This window comes from Streptomyces sp. NPDC015220 (genome assembly GCF_043079345.1).
In the GTDB taxonomy this organism is placed as follows: domain Bacteria; phylum Actinomycetota; class Actinomycetes; order Streptomycetales; family Streptomycetaceae; genus Streptomyces.
The window spans coordinates 24,763-45,620 of sequence record NZ_JBIBUK010000037.1; the positions used below are offsets into that span (position 1 = coordinate 24,763).

General features: G+C 69.1%; 21 protein-coding genes and 4 pseudogenes. 15 read left to right on the forward strand and 10 right to left on the reverse strand.

Annotated features, from left to right (window positions below):
- A complete protein-coding gene (locus ACF061_RS37485) occupies positions 1–411 on the reverse strand; it encodes a beta-ketoacyl synthase N-terminal-like domain-containing protein (RefSeq protein WP_392271494.1) in 411 nt (136 codons plus the stop codon).
- A gap of 58 nt (positions 412–469) precedes the next feature.
- Between ACF061_RS37485 and ACF061_RS37490 the strand changes: the two are divergent.
- The 4 genes and pseudogenes from ACF061_RS37490 to ACF061_RS37505 all read left to right on the forward strand — a co-directional run.
- Positions 470–715: pseudogene (locus tag ACF061_RS37490) on the forward strand (cytidine deaminase); the annotation flags it as partial.
- A gap of 64 nt (positions 716–779) precedes the next feature.
- On the forward strand, positions 780–995 hold the full coding sequence (locus ACF061_RS37495) for a hypothetical protein (RefSeq protein WP_392271495.1): 216 nt from the start codon (positions 780–782) through the stop codon (positions 993–995).
- A 262-nt stretch (positions 996–1,257) separates the two neighbouring features.
- Positions 1,258–2,139, forward strand: coding sequence for a DUF2127 domain-containing protein (locus ACF061_RS37500; RefSeq protein ID WP_392271496.1), 882 nt, complete (start codon positions 1,258–1,260; stop codon positions 2,137–2,139).
- Between the two features lie 93 nt (positions 2,140–2,232).
- Entirely contained in the window at positions 2,233–2,595 is a 363-nt protein-coding gene (locus tag ACF061_RS37505; protein ID WP_392271497.1) for a patatin-like phospholipase family protein, read from the forward strand.
- A 4-nt stretch (positions 2,596–2,599) separates the two neighbouring features.
- On the opposite strand, the gene ACF061_RS37510 is transcribed toward ACF061_RS37505, so the two are convergent.
- On the reverse strand, positions 2,600–3,259 hold the full coding sequence (locus ACF061_RS37510; RefSeq protein WP_392271498.1) for a TetR/AcrR family transcriptional regulator: 660 nt from the start codon (positions 3,257–3,259) through the stop codon (positions 2,600–2,602).
- A gap of 129 nt (positions 3,260–3,388) precedes the next feature.
- Between ACF061_RS37510 and ACF061_RS37515 the strand changes: the two genes are divergently transcribed.
- The 4 genes and pseudogenes from ACF061_RS37515 to ACF061_RS37530 all read left to right on the forward strand — a co-directional run.
- On the forward strand, positions 3,389–4,351 hold the full coding sequence (locus tag ACF061_RS37515) for an alpha/beta hydrolase (RefSeq protein WP_392271499.1): 963 nt from the start codon (positions 3,389–3,391) through the stop codon (positions 4,349–4,351).
- A gap of 442 nt (positions 4,352–4,793) precedes the next feature.
- The gene (locus ACF061_RS37520) at positions 4,794–5,138 is read left to right on the forward strand and encodes a hypothetical protein (protein WP_392271500.1); all 345 of its coding nucleotides are present in this window, start codon (positions 4,794–4,796) and stop codon (positions 5,136–5,138) included.
- A 191-nt stretch (positions 5,139–5,329) separates the two neighbouring features.
- Positions 5,330–6,109 carry an NAD(P)-binding domain-containing protein gene (locus ACF061_RS37525; protein ID WP_392271501.1) on the forward strand — a complete coding sequence of 260 codons (780 nt, stop codon included), beginning with the start codon at positions 5,330–5,332 and terminating at the stop codon, positions 6,107–6,109.
- A 215-nt stretch (positions 6,110–6,324) separates the two neighbouring features.
- Positions 6,325–6,710: pseudogene (locus ACF061_RS37530) on the forward strand (conjugal transfer protein TraA); the annotation flags it as partial.
- Positions 6,711–6,735: 25 nt separating this feature from the next.
- Here ACF061_RS37530 and ACF061_RS37535 read toward each other — a convergent pair.
- Positions 6,736–8,310 (reverse strand): hypothetical protein, encoded by a 1,575-nt coding sequence (locus ACF061_RS37535; protein WP_392271502.1) that lies wholly within the window; start codon positions 8,308–8,310, stop codon positions 6,736–6,738.
- Positions 8,311–9,042: 732 nt separating this feature from the next.
- Here ACF061_RS37535 and ACF061_RS37540 point away from each other — a divergent pair.
- Positions 9,043–9,648, forward strand: a complete 606-nt coding sequence (locus ACF061_RS37540) for a DNA cytosine methyltransferase (protein WP_392271503.1) — start codon at positions 9,043–9,045, stop codon at positions 9,646–9,648.
- Positions 9,649–10,572: 924 nt separating this feature from the next.
- On the opposite strand, the gene ACF061_RS37545 is transcribed toward ACF061_RS37540, so the two are convergent.
- Complete coding sequence (locus tag ACF061_RS37545; RefSeq protein WP_392271504.1) at positions 10,573–12,807, reverse strand: protein kinase; 2,235 nt, start codon at positions 12,805–12,807, stop codon at positions 10,573–10,575.
- 225 nt (positions 12,808–13,032) lie between these two features.
- Here ACF061_RS37545 and ACF061_RS37550 point away from each other — a divergent pair, with 225 nt between their 5' ends.
- Positions 13,033–13,269 carry a hypothetical protein gene (locus tag ACF061_RS37550; protein WP_392271505.1) on the forward strand — a complete coding sequence of 79 codons (237 nt, stop codon included), beginning with the start codon at positions 13,033–13,035 and terminating at the stop codon, positions 13,267–13,269.
- A gap of 80 nt (positions 13,270–13,349) precedes the next feature.
- Complete coding sequence (locus ACF061_RS37555; RefSeq protein ID WP_392271506.1) at positions 13,350–13,676, forward strand: hypothetical protein; 327 nt, start codon at positions 13,350–13,352, stop codon at positions 13,674–13,676.
- Between the two features lie 19 nt (positions 13,677–13,695).
- Here ACF061_RS37555 and ACF061_RS37560 read toward each other — a convergent pair whose 3' ends face one another.
- Positions 13,696–14,061 (reverse strand): hypothetical protein, encoded by a 366-nt coding sequence (locus ACF061_RS37560; RefSeq protein WP_392271507.1) that lies wholly within the window; start codon positions 14,059–14,061, stop codon positions 13,696–13,698.
- Between the two features lie 481 nt (positions 14,062–14,542).
- The gene (locus ACF061_RS37565) at positions 14,543–14,872 is read right to left on the reverse strand and encodes a hypothetical protein (protein WP_392271508.1); all 330 of its coding nucleotides are present in this window, start codon (positions 14,870–14,872) and stop codon (positions 14,543–14,545) included.
- A 232-nt stretch (positions 14,873–15,104) separates the two neighbouring features.
- Here ACF061_RS37565 and ACF061_RS37570 point away from each other — a divergent pair, with 232 nt between their 5' ends.
- Entirely contained in the window at positions 15,105–15,329 is a 225-nt protein-coding gene (locus ACF061_RS37570; protein ID WP_392271509.1) for a hypothetical protein, read from the forward strand.
- 728 nt (positions 15,330–16,057) lie between these two features.
- On the opposite strand, the gene ACF061_RS37575 is transcribed toward ACF061_RS37570, so the two are convergent.
- Together ACF061_RS37575 and ACF061_RS37580 are read right to left on the reverse strand one after the other, a co-directional pair.
- Positions 16,058–16,333: a hypothetical protein gene (locus tag ACF061_RS37575; RefSeq protein WP_392271510.1), complete on the reverse strand. Its 276-nt coding sequence runs from the start codon at positions 16,331–16,333 to the stop codon at positions 16,058–16,060.
- A 306-nt stretch (positions 16,334–16,639) separates the two neighbouring features.
- Complete coding sequence (locus tag ACF061_RS37580) at positions 16,640–17,221, reverse strand: TetR/AcrR family transcriptional regulator (RefSeq protein WP_392271511.1); 582 nt, start codon at positions 17,219–17,221, stop codon at positions 16,640–16,642.
- 121 nt (positions 17,222–17,342) lie between these two features.
- On the opposite strand from ACF061_RS37580, the gene ACF061_RS37585 reads away from it, so the two are divergent.
- Positions 17,343–18,131 (forward strand): SDR family oxidoreductase, encoded by a 789-nt coding sequence (locus tag ACF061_RS37585; protein WP_392271512.1) that lies wholly within the window; start codon positions 17,343–17,345, stop codon positions 18,129–18,131.
- A 430-nt stretch (positions 18,132–18,561) separates the two neighbouring features.
- On the opposite strand, the pseudogene ACF061_RS37590 reads toward ACF061_RS37585, so the two are convergent.
- A pseudogene (locus ACF061_RS37590) lies at positions 18,562–18,779 on the reverse strand (XRE family transcriptional regulator); the annotation flags it as partial.
- A pseudogene (locus ACF061_RS37595) lies at positions 18,753–18,989 on the reverse strand (transcriptional regulator); the annotation flags it as partial. The pseudogenes ACF061_RS37595 and ACF061_RS37590, both read right to left, overlap by 27 nt.
- Positions 18,990–19,128: 139 nt before the next feature.
- On the opposite strand from ACF061_RS37595, the gene ACF061_RS37600 reads away from it, so the two are divergent.
- Both ACF061_RS37600 and ACF061_RS37605 read left to right on the forward strand, forming a co-directional pair.
- Positions 19,129–19,638, forward strand: a complete 510-nt coding sequence (locus ACF061_RS37600) for a hypothetical protein (protein ID WP_392271513.1) — start codon at positions 19,129–19,131, stop codon at positions 19,636–19,638.
- Positions 19,639–20,325: 687 nt separating this feature from the next.
- The gene (locus tag ACF061_RS37605) at positions 20,326–20,805 is read left to right on the forward strand and encodes an HIT family protein (RefSeq protein ID WP_392271514.1); all 480 of its coding nucleotides are present in this window, start codon (positions 20,326–20,328) and stop codon (positions 20,803–20,805) included.
- Positions 20,806–20,858: the final 53 nt, after the last annotated feature.

Here is a 20,858-nt window from a genome sequence, read left to right on the forward strand (position 1 = left end):
TCAGATGACGTTGCTGGATGTCTGGGGGAGGCCCAAGGGGCTGAGGCCCATGACGCCTGCTCGGGCGACGGTGTCGGTGGCTTTGCATATGCTGTCCGCGTTGCCCAGGTTGGTGCTGACCACGACGGTGGTGGCCTCGGCAGCGCCCGTGAACGTGCTGTCGGCGTCGGTCAGTCCCGCGTCGTGGAGGGCGAACTCGGCGGCGCGCAGGGCGAGCCGCGAGGCACGGTCCTTGTGGCGCAGCTCGCGTCCGGTGAGTCCGGTGGCCGGGTCGAAGCCGCCCACCCCCGGCAGGGGTCCGAGGAGGTCGCTGTACGTCGCGACTCCGGGCAGGGCCGAGCCGATGCCCGTGACGACGACCTCCCGGGCTTTCGGGCCCCTCCTGGTGTGCGCGGTGATCGTGCTGGTCATCGGGCTGCCTCCACGATCGCGACGGCGTTGATCCCTCCGAAGCCGAAGGCGTCGATCCACCGCGGTGAACGCCTATCACTTCACCGGAGGCCCCTGCGCGGAGCTGGTCCTGATCGGCGCCGCTGCCGCCCAGGGCGCCTATGACCTGGACACCATCGTCGCCGTCGGTGGCCGCGGCCGAGGCGTCGTGCCCCCATGTGGCCGCTGCCTCCTTCTTGACTACTTTCCAGCCCTCAAAGTCATCGTCGGTCCAAACAACAGCCTCCGAATGGTGCCCGTCACCGACCTGCTTCTCGAAAGGTAGCGCCGCGATCACGGTGTTCCCGGGGCGGGGCGAGTCGTCCTCCCCACAGCGGGACGAAGGCGCGGTGCTGGCCCGGTTCGGACGGCAGGAGGGCCCGGAGCTGGTGGCCTACGCGAAGGAGATCGTCGGTGAGGCCGCGGCGTTCGACATCGAGTGGGCGGGCCACAACCTGTCCTCCGGCACCGCGCACTTCCGCGGGGAGATGCACAAGCGCCACCCGGAACTGACGGAGGAGGCCGTTTCGGTGCTCGGCTGGTTCTTCGGTTACATGTGGCGCTGACACGGCCGCCGCCGGCGAGGTGCGTGAGCGCGCGCTGACGCGGCGCGAGGGCCCCGGGCGGTCTTCCGGACCGCCTGCCCTTGAGCCATGACCATCAGCAGTGACCGGAGCCCGGCAGTGAACCCGGCGCCGCCGGCGCGGTGCGAGGCCTACCACCGTTGCCTGCCCGCCCGCGCGGCAGTCCCCGCTCGGGCCGGCCCGGCACCTCCAGCAGCCTCGCGACGTTGGCCTGCGCCGGGGTGAACCACGGCGCGGTCGGGCCGTGCCGGTGCCACTGAGGCGCGACGATACGGTCCATGACCGAAGACCCCGCTACGATTCCGCCCCCCTGCGACACGCGTTCTTCTGGTACGAACTCCTGGAGTGCGCACGGCGGGGCCACCGTCTGGAGGGAACGGACGCGGCACAGGTGCGCGGCGAGGACGCGCTGCTGGTCAGGGATTACGGGGACGGACTTCGCTGGCACCGGTGCCTGCGCTGTGACGCCTGGCTGCCGGTGGTGCGGCCGGCGGCGCATTCGGGCCGGGAGTTGCCACCCGGGCGCGAGGAGACCGAGATCCCGCTGCGCGGGAAGCCGCTGCGAGACCGTTACGTGCTCCGCCTGATCGCGCTCGACCGCTTGGTCCACTTCCTGGTGCTGGCTGTCCTCTCGATCGCCGTCCTCGTCCTCGCGCACGAACGCCGCTACCTGAGGGGCCCCTTCTACCGGACGATGGACCTGCCGCAGAACGGCGTCGGCGGGCCGACAGGCAGAGCCGGACAGGGACTGCTGGGCGAACTTGGCAAGGCCTTCGCCACCCGTTCGTCGACCTTGTGGGCTGTCGGACTCGTTCTCGGCGCCTACGCGGTGCTCGAAGGCGTCGAGGCGGTCGGGCTGTGGCTGACCAAGCGCTGGGCGGAGTACCTGACCTTCGTAGCCACCACCGTCCTGCTCGTGCCGGAGATCTACGAGCTGGCCCAAGGACGCGTCACGCCGACCAAGGTGCTCACCCTGATCATCAACGCGGCGATCAGCGTCTATCTGCTCATCGCCAAACGTTTGTTCGGCTTGCGCGGCGGCGGTAAGGCCGAAGCGGCCGAGAGAGCCAGCCACATCAGCTGGGAAGCCCTCCAGCGCGTCCTGCCGGGACCGCCGCCCCGCTGACAGGAGGCGCGCCTGCCTCCCGCGGCTCCGCCCCCATGGCGCCCGCCGAGCGGTACGCCGCGGAGCACCGGGCAACGCGGCTCTCCCGCCCGGATGGTTCCCCGGCGATTGGCGGCGCAAGGCCGGGGCACCCTTCGTCCACAAAGGACAGCCGGCCCGGCCCGCCCGCCGACCCGTGCCTTCGTACTGGGCGCCGGCGGTGCTCTCGGCGCCTATGGGGTCGGCATGCTGAAGGCGCTGTTCGCCGCGGCCATGCACCCTGACCTCGTCGTCGGCACCTCCGTCGGCGCGACCGGCGACGCCACCGTCGCCGTCGACCCGGCACAGTATTCGGTGGCCCGGCTCGCCGAACGGCGGACCGGCCTCGGGCGGGCCGGTGTGTTCTCCGGATCGCTGCTCGGGCGGCTGGGGCTCGGCCTGCGGCAGCGGCTTGGCCTGGCCGCATCGCACCCGTAGTTCGTCACGGCAGGGGGATATGGGCCTCGATGTCGGCGAGGTGGGCGGCGAGGATCTCCTCGAACGCGGCGCGGCGGTCTGCTCCGAGCGGGCGGATGTCGCGGGCGAAGTGGGCGAGAGCGGGGAAGCGCTCGGGGTCGGCGCCGAGCACCGCGACGCGGAACTGCTCCATGCCCTGTTCGTACTCCTTGGAGGTGAGGGTGCCGATCCCGGCCTCGGAGGAGATCAGCGCGGCGAGGAGGATCACGATGCGGTGGTAGCGTGCCGGGACGTCCTCGTCGGGCAGGCCTGACGCGCGCAGGGCCTGCAGCAACTCCTCCATGACCAGACGGGAACCGGTGCCGCCCGACCCGTAGCGTCCCCACACCGCGGCGAGTTGGAGCTGCTCGCCGAAGGCCTCGCGCAGATGCAGGGCGAGGGCGGTGACGCGCTGCTTCCAGTCGCCCTCGGACTGGTAACCGTCCATGGCGGCCAACAGGATCTGGTCGGCGACCGCTCGCAGCAGCTCGGTCTTGTTGCGGAAGTGCCGGTAGAGACTGGAGGAGTCGGTCCCGAGCGCCGCGGCGAGCTTGCGCACGCTGAACGACTCGGCGTCGCTCGTGCGCAGCAGTTCTGCCGCCGTGTCCAGGATCTCCTCGGTCGACCATCGCCGTCGGCCCGTCATCTCGCCCCTCTCGCCAAGCTTGAGTCTAACCTATGCACTTGCCGATGCACGCGGTGCGTGCACAATAAGGGCGATGCACTTCAACCACGAAGCCTGACCCGGGACTTGGCCGGGAGGGGAGAAGGACACATGGGTGAGACCACGACTGTCACACGGCCCCCGGAGCCGGACTTCTCGGCGATGACAACCGAGGAACTGCTCGCCTATCGCGACGCGGAGAACCGCTTCCGGGCCTCGGGCGCGGCGCGAAGCATCCTGGGGGAGCCGCACCCCGGTGCCGCGATCGACTGGCAGGAGATCGCGCTCCCCGGCCGCGACCTACCGGTCCGGGTCTACCGGCCGGCCCTGACCGGAAACGGCGAGGCCACTGTCCGGACCGACTTGCCGCTCGTGGTCCATGTCCACGGAGGCGGCTTCGTGGGCACGGCGGCGCAGTGCGACTGGACCAACAGCCATCTCGCCGCCCGACTGCCCGCGCTCGTCGTCTCCGTCGAGCACCGCCTCCTCGCCCCCGGCAGCCCGCTCGCGAACGCCGTCGAGGACGGCTGGGACGTGCTCGTGCACGTGGTGCGGCACGCCGCGCGGTGGGGCGCCGACCCGGCACGCACAGCGGTGTTCGGCGAGAGCTGTGGCGCGCTGATCAGCGCCCTGACGGCCGTCCGGGCCCGAGAGGCGGGCATGGAGCTCAGGGCGCAGGTGCTGGTCAACCCGGTAACCGACGTGACGAGGACGATGTTCGACTACGCCTCGATGACGGAGTACGCCTACAGCCCGACCCGGGCCCTGCCGCTACTGCGCTTCCTCCGGCAGCTCTCCGTCCCGCCGGGATACGACGCCCGCACGGTCTCGCCGCTGTACGCGCACAACCTGAGGGGGCTTGCCCCGGCGCTCGTGGTGGTGCCCACCTCGGACGCGGTCGCCGACCACGGCCGCCGCTTCGCCGATCGGCTGCGTGCGGCCGGCACGCCCGTCCAACTCTGCGAATACCCGGGCGCAAAGCACGCGTTCCTCACGCTGCCCGGCGTGGAACCCCAGGCCGAGGCCGCTCAGACGGATATCCTCCAGTTCCTCCGCACGGCCCTGGCACAGTGACGAAAGAATGCTCTGCGTGCCCACCGTCGCACCCGATGACGCAGAACCGTGCCGTCCCACCCGCGGTTCATGGACATGACCGGCAGTTACGGCACCGCAGCTGCACGAGGCCGCGGCAACTGCACGAGGGGCGCTCGATGCGGGTGGCACGATGTGCGGCATCGGCGACTTCTTCGGCGACGGAGTGAACGAGGAACTCCTCGGTTAGACCCCCGCGCCCTACCACGACCGGAACGTGCCGGCCACCAAGTCCGGAGTTCGCCGTACCGTCGAGGCCCGGCTCCCGCTGCCCGCGTCTGCGCGACAACTGGCTGCCCTCGATCTGCACCTGATCGCGAACAACCTCAGCGACATCGACTCCGCCGTGCCCGACAGCGGGCCACGAGGCCCGGTACAGCGACCACGGCACCGCACTGATCGGCCCACGAAGAAAAGCACCCTGATGACGAACCCACCCTGTGCACGCGGGGCGCTGCGAGCACTGTACGCGGGCCTCGCGCTGACTTGCCTTGCGACGATCGCCCCGTACGTCGACTGCGCCACCACCCATCTGCTGGCCGACCACATCCGGGCCGGCTACCCCACGTACTCCCGAGCGCGGGTCGACTCGGTCGTCACCACCTACCTGGTCGTGTTGTCCGTCCTCGGAGTGCTCGGCGTCCTCGCCTGGCTCACGACGGCTTGGGCTGTCAGGGCAGGCAAGCGGTGGGCCCGCCCCACCGCGACCGTGATGTCCGTGATCGGCGCGGGCCTCGGACTGACCGGGCTGCTCACCAGGGACACCTGAGGCGAGACCGGCCTTCCGCTGGCGATGGGCTGGGATGATGCCCTGCCTGGCAGGCGACGTCGCGGTCGCACTGCTGTGGAGAAGACCGCGACTGACGTGACGCCGCCTCCGTTCGGCTCCGCAAGCGAGGGCGACGGCAACCATCACGACCATACAGACCCGAACCAACACGGCAAAAACCACCGCACACCATGGAGGAAGGCACAGTGCAGCGCATCGGCATCATCGGAGTGGGCGAGATCGGCCGGGCCATCGTCGAGGGCCTGCGCAACGGGGGCGGTGCGTCGCCCGACGTCTTTCTCTCTCCCCGGGGGGCCCGCACGGCCGCCGAACTGTCCGAGCGTTTCGAGGGCGTCCATGTGTGCGCCGGCAACCAGGAGGTGGTGGACCGCTCCGAGGTGGTGATCATCGCCGTGCGGCGCCAGGACCACCTCGATGCACTCGCCGGGCTGAAGATCGACGACGACATGACCGTTGTCAACCTGATGGCCGGCGTCGCCACCGACGACCTGCGCGGAACCCTCTCGACCGGCGCCCCGATCGTCCGCGCCATCCCGCTGCCTGCCGTGCGCGAGCGCCGCTCCGTCACCGTGACCTGCCCCTCGCACCCAGTGGTGGACTCTCTCTTTGAACAGCTGGGCGGAGTGCTCCCCGCCGCGGACGAGGACGCCTTCAACGTCTTCTCCTCATTGACCGGGACACTCACCGCTCACTACGCCTACCTGGCCACGCTCACTGAGTGGGCCACCGGCCACGGCATCGCCCCCGACGCCGCCGACCGGTACGTACGCGGCCTCTTCCAGAACGTCGGCCGCTCCCTGAGTGACGAGACCCGCCCCCTGCACCGACTCGCCGCCGACCACGAGACACCCAAAGGAAACAACGAGCGCATCCGCACCACCTGGTTCGATCCGGCCAATGCCGCAGCCCTCAAGAAGGCCCTGGACGGGCTCCTCGACGATCTGCAGTAGCACCGGCGTCCGGCCTGTGTCCGCGACCTAGTGGGTGAGGGCACCGCGAGTCCTTTCAGCACGGGCTACCGACCTGGGATTGCCCGCTCCGCGAGTCGTCCCGGCATGTCGTTCGCAGAGCGCGTGACGAGTTGCTCGCAGCGGCACGCCGCCGCAGCGTGCTGGGCGGGCGCGGAGTGGATCCGGTCAGGACAGAGGATCTTCCTGCTGTTCGGATCGGCTGGCAGTCCACCCGCCGCCGGCAGATCGAGGACGCGCTGCCCGTCCTCACCGCCAAGTACGAAGAGAAGCACGGGCACGCGCCAGGGGAGCGGGCCGCCTACGCGCTGGCCTGCCAGGCCGTCCCCACGAAGCCGGCCTGGACGAACGGATCGTGCAGGCGGCCGTCGACGGCCACACCCGCCCCGTCGGACGCGGCCGGAGGATGACAGCCGACCTGCGCGCCCTGTGCCCGGCCGACGCCGAGGACCAGGCCGTGCTGCGCCCGCTGACCCGCAAGCGGTCCGCGCCCCCGTACGAGCGGGCCCGCCTCGCCGCCGGAGCCCTGGCCGCCCGGGTCCGTGCCGCGCGGCGATCCCATGCGCGCGGCCACCGCACCCGGCGAGCGACGCGGTCGTGCTTCCCGGTCACGCCGAGGACAGCTGTTCCGCTATCTCCTTGACCCAAGCGGCGGTCTTCGCCGGGTCGTTGAGAGAGTCCTCCCACGCCTCAGGGGTCAGTCGCTGGTTGGCGGGTCCTGCTTTGAGTGCGATCAGGAGGACTCTGGCCGACTCGCGCATCTCGGCCGTCGTGTCGCCGCTGCCCTTGATGTCCGGACCCGCCGCCAAGGCATAGATTCTGCGCGCCATGGCCTGGCGTTCGCCGTTCTCCACCTTCTTCCAGAATTTCAGGGCCTCCTTCAGCGCGTCCTCGCGGGAGGCGGGCTCCCCCGGGGTCTCGCCCTCCGCCGCCCAGCGTTCGGGGTGGCGGGCCCCGTCGTAGCGCTTCATGCCCGCACGGGCCGCCTTGTAGGCGGTGACGCCGAGGATGAGGCCGGCCGCACCCGCGGCGAGGCCCCAGCCGATCGGGTTGCTCGCCAGTCCGGCTCCTCCCGCTGTGGCGGCGATCGCCGTCACAACGCCGCCCGCGGCCTTGGTGGACTCGCCCACGGCTGTGAACGCCTGCTTGCCCATCTTGTTGCGCTGCTTGGCGAGCGCGTACGTGAGCACCGTGTTCATCGTGTTCACGTCTTCGGCGCGCCGGACGTCCCTGGCGGCGTCACGGGCGTCGCCCATCGCTGCCCAGGCCGCGTCGATGGCTTCGGACACGCGCTCCAGCCTGTCCTCGCCCTCGTGGCCCCACTGGGCATCCAGCGCGACGTATGCCTCGGCCGCGGCCCATTCGGCGTTCTCCCGCGCCTGGTTCAGCCGGGCCAGGGCCCCCTCGTCGTTGCGGTCGGGCTTCTCGATGCCCTGCAGGGCATGGTATTTGCGGGCCGTCAGTCCGAAGCGGCGCGCGGCACGCGCTCCCTTCACCGCGCCGACGACACTGGAGCCGATACCGCTCACCTCGGCCGCTTCCATGGCGTGCGCCGCCTTCTCGGCCTTGGTCAGCTCCTTGGCGACACCGAGGGCGTTGTTTCCCGCGCTGGCGGCACTGACGACCGCCTCGCTCGTTTTGGAGGTGAACTTCTTGTCCGCCCCGTGAAAGGCGGCCCCGCTCTTGTGCTTCTCGGCGTCCTTCTTGGCTTTGGCTGCCTCCATGCCACCGAGCATGGCGCCGATGGTCTCGGCGACGAGGCTCTCCGAGCCGGCGGCGCCCCCCGAGACGGCGGCGGAGTGTTTGAGGCTGTCGTTGACCGTGGCGGAGGCGTGCTGGGAGAAGCCCGCGTTGGCGGGAACCTGGACGCCCTTGACGAAGGTGTCGATGAATTCGAAATTCTTCTTGAGCCTGTCGAGGATCGCGGCGATCCGGTCGCGATAACTCTTCGATCCGGTGGACGCGTCGCCGTTCTCCGGCGCCTTGCCCTTCGCCGCGTTCCTGGCGCGCTGCACCATCGCGGTCGCGGCTCGGTTGCCGGCGCTGGACTGGACCGCGAGGAGGGCGCGCTCCGCCGAGGTGCCGGACACGCTCCCGGCCCGGATCCGGTCCGAGCGCTGCCGACCCGGCGTCAGGACAGTCCCGGACTGCCGTGCTGAGGTGCGGTGGACCGGGGCGCTCATGGACGTACCTCTCCTGTACAGGACCGGGCGAGAGGAGAGTAGCGAGGCAAAGCGAACAGAGGAGGAGTAGCGGAAGAACGTTTCACCGCAGCTGCGGCACCTTGACCCGGTCGAGGTCAACAGCCGGCCTGAGGCCACCACCAGCCGACCCCAGCCGTGGATCCGCCGCAGTGGTTCGTCTCCGGAGCCATCGTCCACACGCCCTGAACCACATATCCGCCGAGGACGCCAACCGCGAGCCACGAACGCAAGGCTGCGCACTTCCTCGTCTGCGTCGGCATGGCCGCCGCCCTCGTCTCGCGCCGCCGCCCGGACAGATGCAGACCGTCTCAGTTCGCTCCGAAGCCTCGACGGAAGGCCGCATCGACGGCAACTCCCACAGCTCCAGAGACCCGCTGATCAGGTCCGCCAGGAACTGAACGGCGCCTCCGGCGTAGTGCCACCAGCCGCCATTGCGAGAGGCCACAGTGACAGTCCACCCATCGGGGCCGGCCTCATCGGTGGTCCAGAGAAAGTGCCCTGGTTCGACGTGGCCCAGGGCAGCAGCCCCCAGGAGCAGGAAACGGCTAGAGGGGGACGGCCGTCTCGGCGTCCTCGCACCATTCGGCGAGGATCTCAAGATCTTCCGGGTTGTAAGTCGCTGGCTAACTGGCACACAGCCCCTCCTCGATCAGCCGATCAAATTTTAGTGATGCTGGAGCAGGTGCCCCACCGTACTGCCCGTGGGAGGCGATGGCCCTCATCCTGCGCAACGAGGGTTACACGGTGGTCACCGCCCGTATGAACGCCGAGGAGTACGGCGTCCCGCAGACCCGCGCCCGCGCCGTGCTGGTGGTCCGCCGAGACGACGAGGCGGCTCTGCCCGCCCCGACCCACCGCCGCTCCAGCCGTACCACCGACCAGGACGGCGGCAACCAGGATCTGCTGCCCTGGGTGTCGACGGCCCAGGCGCTCGGCTGGGGGATGACCCAGCGCCCCGCGCTCACCGTCGCGATCGGCACCGCAGCCGGTGGCCCGGACCCCTCCTGCGTCGGCGGCTCCGGAAGCCGCGCCACCCTGTACGGAGAAAGCGACGCGGGCCGCTGGATCGTCAGAACCCGGCTGATGGCCGCCGACGAACTGCCCGCCTACCGCGGCGGCCGCAAGGACATGATCCGGGTGTCCGTCGTCGACGCGACCACGCTCCAGACGTTCCCGCCCGGCCATCCCTTCCAGGGCCTCCGGACCAAGCAGTACGAGCAGATCGGCAACGCGATGCCGCCGAAGTTCACCGCGGCCGTCATCCAAAGGGCGATGGCCCCCCAACTCGCCGCCCGCACCGGCACCCAGGCCGCCTGACCGCGCGAGTGCAGCACCAACCCCGGCCCCCGGCCCGCGTAGGCCGGGGCGGCTGTGTGCCGCCCCCTCCTGTCTGCCCGCAGCAGGGGGAGACCGGCTCCAATACGCGTGGGTCAGGCGCGCGATACCCCGTGTACCGCATCGGCCCGCCTCGCCGACCACCGCGCCCGCTCTGCCCGCCGCCCCGTGTTCCGTCCGGCTTCCCCGATCGAGCCCACGGCCCGGCTCGCTCTTCGAGCGGCCCGCGTACCAGTGGACGTAGATCTCGGTGATGTCGACCACGACGAACGTTCTCCTCGCCATCCGGGCTGCCCATCGGCCATCCGAACCACGGGGCGCAGAACTTGACCAGCTCCGCGACGACCAGGTCCCTCGATCCCGACCTCCGCCCTACCCATGGCCAATCAGGAGAATCCGGGATAGGGAATTACATGACGCTCAAACCGCCCAACCTGGGGAAAAACTTGATCGTCGACACGACCAAGGCGACGACCTGTTGCGCCGCGCCCGCGACACCCAGCTGTGCAGCGTCCCCGCGTGGATGCCCAGATCTTCAGCCACTTCTGCTCGGCATGCTCGCTCTACTGCATGGTGCCTCCAGCGCCGAGCTCCGGAAGCTGGAGATCACCGACATCCACGGGGCGGCTCAGACGATCCGGCTCGGCAAGCGACCCCATCCCGTCCCGTGCTGGATCCCGCCTCCTGGACGGTGCTGCAACGCTGCCTGGCCCACCGCGAGGCATGGCAGACGGCCAACCCGCACGTGATGGTCACCAAAGGAACCAAGGCCGGGCGAAGCCCGGCCTCGACTGCCTGTCTTTCCCATGTCCTTGACGACTGTGGCTATCCACCCAGGACGGTCCGCAGCACCCGCCTCCTTCCGGTGGGTCTGGCCCTGTCAACTGGCATTACGGACGACCGAGGTCAGGTGAACTGCCCGGGGTCGAATGCAAAGAGCCGGTGCGGTCTCGGGGTTTCCGGGGGCCGATTCTTCTTCGGCTTCTCCTCCGGATCAGCACCGTTGAAGAAGACCTTGCCGCCCAGGGTCCGCACATCGGTCACGCGCGACTCGGCCACCGTGCGCAATGGACCGAGGTTCCCCGTAACTGGATCGAGGCTCTGAAAAGCGTCGTGATCACCATCGAGAGCGGCGACGATCAGCGGCGCGTCGCCCGGAAGGTACGGCGGGAAGTCGCTGTATGCGGCAGGGATGAACAAATCGCGGTGACGCCATTGCTCCTTGCCGCTGGTGGCGTCCCGCCCCGACAGAGATCCTTGTTTGGTCTTGGTGTCGTACTGATGCAGCACTACGGTCTCCCCGCGCAGCGCCACGATCACGGCGTCCGGTACCGACCACAGGGCTCTGTTGCTGCCGGCCCGCCATGCGGCCGCCCCCTGGCCCCCACTGTCGTTCGCAAGAAACAGCTTCAGCTCGGGTACCAGCTCCGCCGTCCAATTCGCGTAGGTGGCGAGCACCTTGCCCGAAGCGGGATCGAGCACCTTGGTGTCATTTCCGAGCCGGAGATAGATGCGGTTGTCGACAGCCCCGTGAAATCCGAGGATCTTCTCGCCGGGCTCGCTCTGCGATGCGAACTGCCAGGACCAGACCTCGTCTCCCGTATCAAGGTCCAGGGCAACCCAGGTCTGCCAGTTGTCACAGACCAGGATCAGCCCGTCCGCCTGCGACAACAACAGGTAGGCGCTCAGTTCACGTCCCGTGTGCCGCCAGACCTCTGTGCCTGACTCCGCCGACACCGCGTAGACGTGCTGGCCCGAGGCCACGTAGACGATGTCCCTGGCCGCTTTGGCGCTGAGACCGCTGGTCACATCGCTCTTCTGGAGCGGAGTGAACATCCATCGGGTGGAACCGTCGGCCTGGTCGACCTGTAACAGGCTGGCATGGGAATCGTTCAAGTAGAGGCGGCCACCTGGGCCTGTCAGCACATCCTGCGCACCCTCATCGGTCCGCCAGCGTTCCTCGCCGGTTCCCAGGTCTCGCAGTACCCACCTGTCCTCGCCAGAAGCCTTGGTGAGGACGTCCCCGCCGATCACGTCGATCGCAACCTCGGACACGGCCTGCTTCCAACGTGGCGTGAGAGCCTTCGGGGAACCGGACTTGCCGCCGTTCTCGCCGTTCCCGTCGTCGCCGGCGCTGCCCTTGAGCACCTTGGGTACAACCACCACAGTCGTGGACACCGTCGCGACGCCCACCACGCCAAAGAGCACGGTCCGGCGTGAAACGGGCCGCTCCTTGAGGTGAGCGGGGGCGGACGGGGCAGGCGGGACCGGTGGCGGTTCCACGGGGCGTCGGCCGACCGTCTCCTCCGCGCCCAGTTGCCGAGCCAGCGCCCCGAGCCGAGCGGCGGTCTCGGCTGCCGAGGCGGGACGGTTCTCCGGGGACTTGGCGAGCAGCTCCGCGACCAGGAGGTCCAGGTCTGCGGGGGCACCTGGGCTGCTCGCCGAGGGCGGCGCGGGCACTTCCGACGCGTGCGCGACGATCTGCGCGAGTGCCTCCCGGTCGCCGAACGGCGGCTTCCCGGTGAGAAGCTGATACAGAAGGCAGCCCAATGAGTACAGGTCGGAGGCGGGTCCCACCTCTTCCCCCCGTGCCTGTTCCGGCGACATCCAGGGGACACTGCCCAGCACGCCGCCGGCCCTGCTGAGCCGGTCTAGACCCAGATCGGGATGGAACCAGGCGATTCCGAAGTCCAGCACGCGGATCGTGCCGTCCGGCCCCAGGATCGCGTTCGCCGGCTTGATGTCCCGGTGGACGACCCCCTGAGCGTGCGCCGCCTCCAGAGCCAGACAGACCTGGCGGGCCCAGTCGACGGCACGAGCCGCGGCGGGCGGACCGTCCGCGGCCAGAATTCGGTCGAGCGGGCGGCCGGCCACGAGTGCCATGACGATGAAGAGCGTGTCACCGTCCCGCCCGAAGTCGTGGACGGTGACCACGTGCGGATTGTCGGAGAGTCCGGCCGCGGCACGCGCCTCGCGCTCCAACCGCTGGGCGGCGTCGTCCGTGACCCCGGGACCAGCCACGGTCTTGACCGCGACCTCGCGGTGGAGCACCAGGTCCTCAGCCCGCCAGACCACACCCATGCCACCAGCACCGACCCGCCCGATCAGCCGATAGCGTCCGGACAGTACGGTCGTCGACACGCGCCCTCCCCTCCCGCCCGCAACCTGCACGCACTCCACGCCGGCCGTCACAAGGAGTTCAGACTACGGGCTTTACGAACTGATCGGCTGCAACTCCTGTCTAACAAGGGAGAGTTGATATGTCGCTCAACTGTGGCAACCTCCACCCGGCCTCTATAGGAAGACGGCCAGGGTACGCGCGAGCGACCGCTCAGAACAGGATAATTAGCCGGTTACGGGGGCGCGGTGCCCGTTCCGCGCCGCCTGTTCCGCACACGGCCGAGGATCCCCCCGGGTGCCCCGACCGGCGAGGCCCCGCTGCGCCCCGGGCCCGGCATCCACCCGAAGGAGTTCGCCGGCCGTCCGGCAGCCCTGCTGATCGACGGCGTCCACCGCATGTACCAGGCGATGGTCGAAGGACGGGCGACGCTGCCCGCGCACACTCTGACCGTCACCGAAACCGCGAGCATCCGCGCCAGCTGACAGACACCCCCGCCCGCGTGCACGAGGCCCACCCGCGGCTTGGGTTCAAGGGGTCGTCGCAACACCACTGCCCTATCGACATGATCCAGCAGTTCTCCCATACCACGAGCAGCCACGACGAACTACTCGCGTTCTTTCCGCCCATCGGTTCACAGATCCATGCAGTGATCGAGCAGATCCACCGCTGGCATCCGCCAGTATCAGTGCGGCTCACCATCCGACCTGCCGACCTGGTATCGCTGGTCTGGAGCTGCGACTTTTGTGGTGAACCGATCACGTTGGACGCCCTCGTCCTGGACTCGCGCAGCAGCGACGGTCCAGGAAGCCACACCATCATCTCCCACCGGCAGTGCCTGGCCGAGCCTATCCGCTTGGAGAACAGTGAGCGTTTTCCACCCGCACGCTGATGCGCAGTGAAGGACAGCCTCAGTCGGCGCGGCGCACCACGTAGGCGGTGCCGACCGTTTCGGGTGTGGCGGAGTCCGCCCGGACCGCGAGGCGCGGCGCTGCCGTGGTGAGGCGGAACCCCTTCGTTACCGGCTGCGCGCAGTCGACGCGCCTGACGGCCCTGGCGGTGCCGGACAGGGCCGTGAACGTGACCGTGCCCTCTCCTGCGCAGGCCACCTCCACACGCAGCGCGGTGCCGGACTCGATGGTCTCGTCCAGGTTCTGTCCGGGGATCGCGAGCGTCCCGGACGCTATGAAGCCGTCGCCGTCCGTGCTCGGACGGCCGGTGCTGCCGAGCAGGCGGCGGGCCTTGTTGTCGAGCCGCTCATGGTCGGGCTGGGACACCCTCTGTGCAGGGGATGCGGCCGGAGCGTTGGCGGTCGTCTTCTTCGACGAGGAAGCCCTTGGCGTCTCGGCCGAGCCGGAGCAGGCCGGTGCCACGGCTGTCAGGAGTGCGACGGCGGCCAGAGCCGTGGGTGTACGGAGGGCGCGACGGTACATGGGATCCTCCGATGAGCGCGAGCTGGACCGGGCGGGTGTACGGAATCCCCTGATCATCCCTTGCAGATCCCCGAACCGGAAGTACTGCCCAGGCCAGTGGCACCGATCGTGCGCCCCCACATCGTTGCCTGTCTTGCCTGGCGTATGCGCGATCCATGTGCGGTCGGCCATGTGTCCTTGTCCCGCGCAGCCAGGCTGAGTCTTCGGGTGCGACGCAGCACTCGATCGATCTCATCAAGCAAGCAGACGTACAACTGCACTGATTCCCAGAGACGTTGGAAGAAGCTCAGTGCACGCTGTCCTCGCACTGCAGCTTCACTACTGATCAGCGGCGCTTCCTGCGGCGCTCCCGCTCTCGCTCATATGCCTCCACCAGCGACCGGACGTAATGCTGAGGATCGGCCGAACACTGTGGCGGATCGTCATGCGTCCATACCTGAAAGAACGCTGCAGCGCACATCTGAAGCCGCGCCAAGGCGGGCTCTACTCCCCGAACACGGACTTCAGCATCGGCTCCCATCGGATGCGCTGCGAAATCCAGGGGCCGGGCGAGCCCATCGAAGGCGTCCGTGATGTCGTCCAGGAACGCGGGCTCAAGGTACTCACCGAGTAGATCCTTGGACACGATGACATACATCCACTGATCGTCATCCACGACGATCACAGGAAACTGGGGCTCCGCTGATGTCACCCGTGCGCTCCCATCCCCTGCCAACGAACCTCCTCCTGCATGCCGGACAGAGCGGGCAGCCTACATCCGGCCGACTCACGTCGAGGTTGGAAAGGGCTCAGTGGCATGTCTCGGATGATCCGCTGCGTTTCCTTGGCAACGCGCTGCGGGTCCACGCCGAGGAAGCGGACCACCACAGTGCCAAGGCGGCGTGAGCATGGACGGTATTTGCCTCCTGCTCCCCGATGCGATCAGACGGCTGGAGGCCGAGGGGCGGAGGGGCGAGATCGCCGAGGAAGGACTCCGCCTGGCCAATGGGAGGCTGAACCGCCTCATCGCCTACCGTGACTCGCTGACTGACCTGGTGTACCGGGGCGACACCGACGACGCCTGCTGGATGCTTCGCAGAGCCAAGTCCGCGCGTGAGCGCCCCGCAACCTGACCCGCACCGCCTGCCACCTGACGGCCCGCCTCCGGCACACCCGGAGGCGGGCCGTTCCACGTCACCGCCTTCGGGACTTGTGCGGCTTGGTCACCCCCGGGTCTGGTGAGACGGCGTGATCGCGCGGCGGTGGTCTCGGCATGACCGCAGTCGTGGGAACGGAAGGGAAGGCGCACCATGCCGCGCCGGGCGCCGGACGAGCCGGCGTGCCAGGAGTCCGGGCAGCCGGTGCTGGGAGACAGCCGTCCGGATAGCCGCCCGCGGCCGGCGTCTGGGCAGGCCGGGGGACAGCCAGCGGCAGCCGTCCGAGCGGGTGGCCCGGTCGTCAGCGTGTGCTTGGAGCCGCCCTGCGGGGCGGCACCAGCCGGACTCCTCGAGCGCGCATGTCACGGAGCACGGGGCGCCGACAGCGGCGCGAACAGGCTCCGATCCGGTCGGCGGCATCCACCAGAGGTGCCGCTGCCGACAAGGGAACGTCCCGGTGGCACGGGGGAGGCCACCGGGACGACAACTCCCAGCCTACGCGGCACCGTTCGCCCGCGTACGGGGATTCGCGGGAGGTGGCCGGTTGCGGCCGTCCGTGCCGGCGTCCGCTCAGCAGAAGGCGCGGCGCGATGGCGTCCCGCTTCGTGGTGTAGCCGATCAATGCGGGGGCGTGCGCCTGGGGCGGGTGGCGACAGGGTTTGCGCTACCTGCCCAGCAGGCGGGCCACCGTGCAACTCTCCTGGTTAAACGGCCAGTTCGACCAGGAGGTGCACGGTGGCCCTGTCCCAGTCTGACCTCGCGGCCGACGGCAGCGGCCAGTTGCCGCAGGCGTCTGGCCAGTCGCGGTCGAGGATGAGTGGCCGCAGGCCGTGGGCGGGAGGAACGGCGGTGCCGGTGAAGTAGAGGAACTTCGCGCCGAACAGACCAGCAAGCAGTGGCGCACCAGGTACGGCACCCGCGCCGACATCGAGGGCACCATCCACCAGGCCGTCGCGGTCACCGGCATGCGTCGGGCCCACTACCGCGGCCTGCCCAAGTCACCTCGCACACGCCTTCTCCGCGGTCGCGCTGAGCCTGCTCCGTCTCGTCGCCTGGTGGAACGGCCACCCGCTCGACCGCAGCCGGACTGGCCACATCGCCCGCCTCGGCCTCTCTCTCGTCGCATAACCCGAAGTAGGTGCAGTTCTCTCGACGGGATTGGTTGATCCGGGAGGTTGCAGGTCGGACCGCGGCGGGCCCGGGCGATCGCGTCGGCGCGATCGAGGGCGCCCGCTGGCATCAAGGCCGGATGGGCCGACGCCCCCGACCGGCCCTCGTGGCGAGGTCTACACCGGTGCCCCGACTCCGTGCAGCAGGGTGTCTACCACACGTGCGGCCAGCTGGTCGACGGCGCCGATATCGACCACCTCCCGCCCTTCTTCGGCCGCCTCGTGGATCAGGGCGTAGTAGACCCGGCGGGCCCACTCCAGATCGGTGCCCGCAGACAGCAGGCCGGCCTCCTGCGCGCGGCGGAAGAGCTGATCGCACTGGGCCAGGACGTCGGCGTGCACTCGTGCCGCTTCGGGGTCGGACGGAGCAGTCCGGCTCATCGCGAAGCTCCAGCCGATCTTCACCTGAAGGACGTTGGCGGTCACCTGGTACAGGGCAACCAGCGGCGGAGAGGTAAGCGGGCGGGCGGCCTCCACGGCCTGGTGGAACCGCTCGGTCGCCCAGGTCACCAGCGCCTCGACCAATGCCTCGCGGGTGGCGAAGCGCCGGTGGACGGTGGTGCGGGCCACCCCGGCCGCCGCTGCGATCTGCTCCATGGTTGCCGCCGGATCGGCGGCCAGCACGCGTTCGGCCGCCTCCAGGATCGTCCGCACCGTCCGCTCCGCATCGGCACGCAGCGCGCGCCCCCTTGCCTCCATAGTCCAGACAGTACATCAGGGACGCTGATCCTGGATTACTTGCATCATTGATGTTGCATCTACTAACTTTGTGGCGTCATTGAAGTCGCGACTGGTTCATTGCCACGACAGGGGTACATCCATGGATCTGCAGCTGACGAACACCACCGCCGTGGTCACCGGCGCAAGCCGCGGCATCGGACTGGCCACCGTCCAAGCGCTCGCCGCCGAAGGCGTTCGCGTGGTAGCCGCCGCCCGCACCATCACCCCGGAGCTGAAGGAAACCGGCGCCCTGGCCATACCGGTGGACCTGCTGACCCCCGACGCCCCCGCCCGGCTGATCGATCGCGCCACCACCGAACTCGGCGACCTCGACCTGCTCGTCAACAACGTCGGCGGCGGCGACAGCGGAGAAGGCCAAACCGGCGGTTTCCTCTCCTTCACCGACCAGCAGTGGCAGCAGTCCCTCGACCTGAACTTCCTGGCCGCCGTGCGGACCAGCCGGGCGGCGCTGCCCAGCCTGCTGCGCCGCCGCGGGGCGCTGATCAACATCTCCTCCAACGGCGCCCGGATGCCACATGCAGGGCCCGTCACCTACACCACCGCGAAAGCCGCGCTGACCGCCTTCGGCAAGGCATTGGCGGAGGAATTCGGACCGCAGGGCGTGCGCATCAACACCATCTCGCCGGGCCCGGTGCGTACCGCGATGTGGGAGAGCCCGGATGGCTACGGTGCGGAGCTGGCCCGCTCCATGGGGGTCACTCAGGAGCAGCTGCTGGCTCAGATCCCGGCCGCGATGGGCATGACCATCGGCCGCCTCCTGGAACCGTCCGAGGTCGCTACGGCCGTCGCCTACCTCGCCTCACCGCTGGCGGCCAGCATGTCCGGCACGGACCTGCTGATCGACGGTGGGTCCGTCAAGACTGTCTGACACGACGTCCAGGACGCAACCTGGCCCGCAGCTCCCCAGCTCAAACAGGTCCCCTTCAAGAGGACTACACCCACCTGAATTCGCCAGCAGGATCGGTAACAGCAGTCTTACCAGCACCCCATGGCGCGTACCCTTCGAGCTGTCCTGCTGGTGGCACAAGGCGACGTGGACGAAGGTCGCCACGGTCGCTGAGACTGTGGCGTTCTTAAGGGAGTTCGACGACCAGGCGCTTGCCGCCGAGCAGACCGGAGCCGCCGTATCGGCTCCCCGCCGTCCGGCCTCGACACGACGTTCCAGGCATGACGGCCTCCGCGATACGCGAGCGAGCCCCGAACCCTTTTAGTCCTGTGAGTCGGGTAGCCGGATCACGGCAACGTGATCCGGCTACCCGACTCACAGGTGCGGGACCCGCGGGTTGTTCAGGCGGCTGCTAAAGCTCGAATCCGAAGTGCTGGACGTCCGTGAACCGGACCTCCTCCAGACTGCCGGCGCGGCGGCCGCCGTTCTGGAAGTACACCACCTCGAGTCCTTCGGTCACGAGCTGCTGGTCGCTGGCTCTGGCCTCCTGGGCCTCGGAGAGACGAGCGGCTAGCGTGGCGGCAGCGCGACGGTCAGGTGCCGGACGCGGTCCTCATCCGTCGACCCAATCCGATGCAGCGTGGCCGCGGTGAGCACGAGCAGCGGGTCGGCGTCCTTGCCCGGCCCGGACAGCTTCGGTTGCCCGAGCCTCGCCTCCTTGACCGTCCAGTCCACCAGGGACGGAAGGGTCTTGGCGTGCACGTCCAGGATCAGTCCGCCGGTGCAGTACGCCAGCACCTGTCCGTCCTCCACGTCGACGACCGCCAGCAGACCGTTCTCGCATAGGACGTGGACCGTCCTTCGAGCTCGCAACACGTTCCCCCTCTACGGCGAGCGGTCAACATCGGCGATCATATGGGTCTCCGAGTTCTGGGAATGTGCGAGTCTCCTTTCTAAACGGCCGACCGAGAAGACTGTGATGACCCGCGACGACGCTCTCCAGCAGTTCAGCCACATCGCGCGCGCGAGGGCATTCGGCAGGCACGTCGGGTCCGACCGGCTCATCCAGGCTGGGCTGGACGCGCTGATCGCCGGGGTCGAGAGTCCCTCCCTCGCCATGCTGGCCGGCCTCCTTGGGAGCGAAGAGCCCGAGGCTCCGGCACTCTTCGACCAGGTGCTCGAAGAGTTGGGACTGCTCTTCCACCCGCCCGCTGACCCTCGGGCCGCGAAGTGGGCCATGGCCTACTGGGTCGCCCGTCAGATCGCCGGCGGATCCCTGGATCCCGCCGTCGGTACCCACCTCATCTGGGCAGACATCGCCTATGACCTCGGCTACCCCGTGGAACTGCAGCCCCTCGTCCACTGCGCGCTCAACCTGGACGGCTGGGAGGAGAGCCGGGGAGTCTCCATCGAGGAACTCAACAGGGAAGCGGTTGAGGCCGCGAAGGAGTTCCTCAGCAAGAGGCCGGCAGCCGAGGCAGGGGACTGACCACCAGCCGGTTCTCGCCACTGGGATTGGTCACCCGCGAGCTGGCCCACTCACTCAGCTCACTCAGCGTGGCCCCATTGTTGGTTGTCATCGGCCACTGTTGAGCGGCCTCGGACGGCCCAGGGACGGCCCAGCCGGGGGCCCTCGGGCTTTGTCATCTCACGTTGTCAGTGGTGGCGGCTACTGTGCACCTGCCAACGAGGGCCGCACCCTGGGGAGGGGCTTTGGGACCCAAGACGGGCGCCGACCGGATCGGAGCCTGTTCGCGCCGCTGTCGGCGCCCTGTGCTCCGTGACATGCGCCAGCGGTGCCGACCGAGGCGTTCGCCGGACTCGATGCCGGGCCGTGCGATGCGTGCGACGAGCCCGCGCTCGCGCAGCCAGGCCAGGTGTGCGGCGGAGAAGTACGCCTTGTCCGCGGGGAGTTTGACGGGGCGGTCCCGCCGTGGTCCCCGGCGGGACCGGACGGCGGGTATGCCGCGGATGAGCGGCTTGCGGGCGAGGCTGTAGGTCGAGCGGTCGATCGCCAGGCTCTTCGGCTACCGCCGCCTCACCGTCCGATACGAACGAAAAGGGCTCGCACTTCCTCGCCTTACTCGGCCTGGCCGCCGCCCTGACCTGCTGCAAGAAGCTCGCGAAAATTGCCACGTGAGACAACGTCTTAATCACCGGAATGTAGGTTTTGGCCATGACTGGTGACTGGCGGATGGACCGGATCGGGGCTGCGCTGAGGGGCGGGAACCCGACCGTGCTGCGACGCCTGACGTCGGGGTTCGCGGTGATCGGGGACGTTCAGTTCCTGCCGGGCTACTCGGTTCTGCTCGTGGACGAGCCGGATGTGCAGCGGCTGTCGGACCTGCCGAGGGCGAAGCGGCTGTCGTTCCTATCCGACATGGACCAGCTCGGCGAAGCGGTCGAGCGGGCCTGTCGGCGGCTGGACCCGGCTTTCCGCCGGGTCAACCTGGAGATCCTGGGGAACACGGACCCGTTCTTGCATGTGCATGTCTGGCCGCGGTTCGAGTGGGAGCCGGCCGACATGGTGGGCAAGCCGGTGTGGCTCTATCCGCGTGAACAGTGGAGCGACAAACGGTTCAGGCTCGGTCCGCAGCATGACGCGCTGCGGGATGCGATCGGCAGCGAACTGGACCAACTGCACTCGGGGACATGAGTGTTGCGGGCCCGCCGACCGTCAGATCGGCGGGCCCGGTGATCGGTGACGGT